Origin of the sequence: Staphylococcus hominis subsp. hominis, from assembly GCF_002901845.1 — a bacterium.
Classification (GTDB): Bacteria; Bacillota; Bacilli; order Staphylococcales; family Staphylococcaceae; genus Staphylococcus; species Staphylococcus hominis.
On the sequence record NZ_PPQE01000029.1, the window covers coordinates 1 to 269 of the forward strand.

Consider the following 269-nt stretch of genomic DNA (forward strand, 5'->3'; position numbering starts at 1 on the left):
GCGCCGATGGTAGTTGGACTGACGTTCCGCTAGAGTAGGACGTTGCCAGGCATAAATATTATTCCGCAGTAGCTCAGTGGTAGAGCTATCGGCTGTTAACCGATCGGTCGTAGGTTCGAATCCTACCTGCGGAGCCATGGCTCCTTGGTCAAGCGGTTAAGACACCGCCCTTTCACGGCGGTAACACGGGTTCGAGTCCCGTAGGAGTCATTTATTTGGAGAATTAGCTCAGCTGGGAGAGCATCTGCCTTACAAGCAGAGGGTCGGCG

General features: G+C 54.3%; 2 tRNA genes. Both read left to right on the forward strand.

The features are described 5' to 3' along the window. The first annotated feature begins 62 nt into the window (after window positions 1-62). Window positions 63-137 (forward strand) — tRNA-Asn (locus CD034_RS08610). Window position 138: 1 nt separating this feature from the next. Further along, window positions 139-210 (forward strand) — tRNA-Glu (locus tag CD034_RS08615). Window positions 211-269 lie beyond the last annotated feature (59 nt).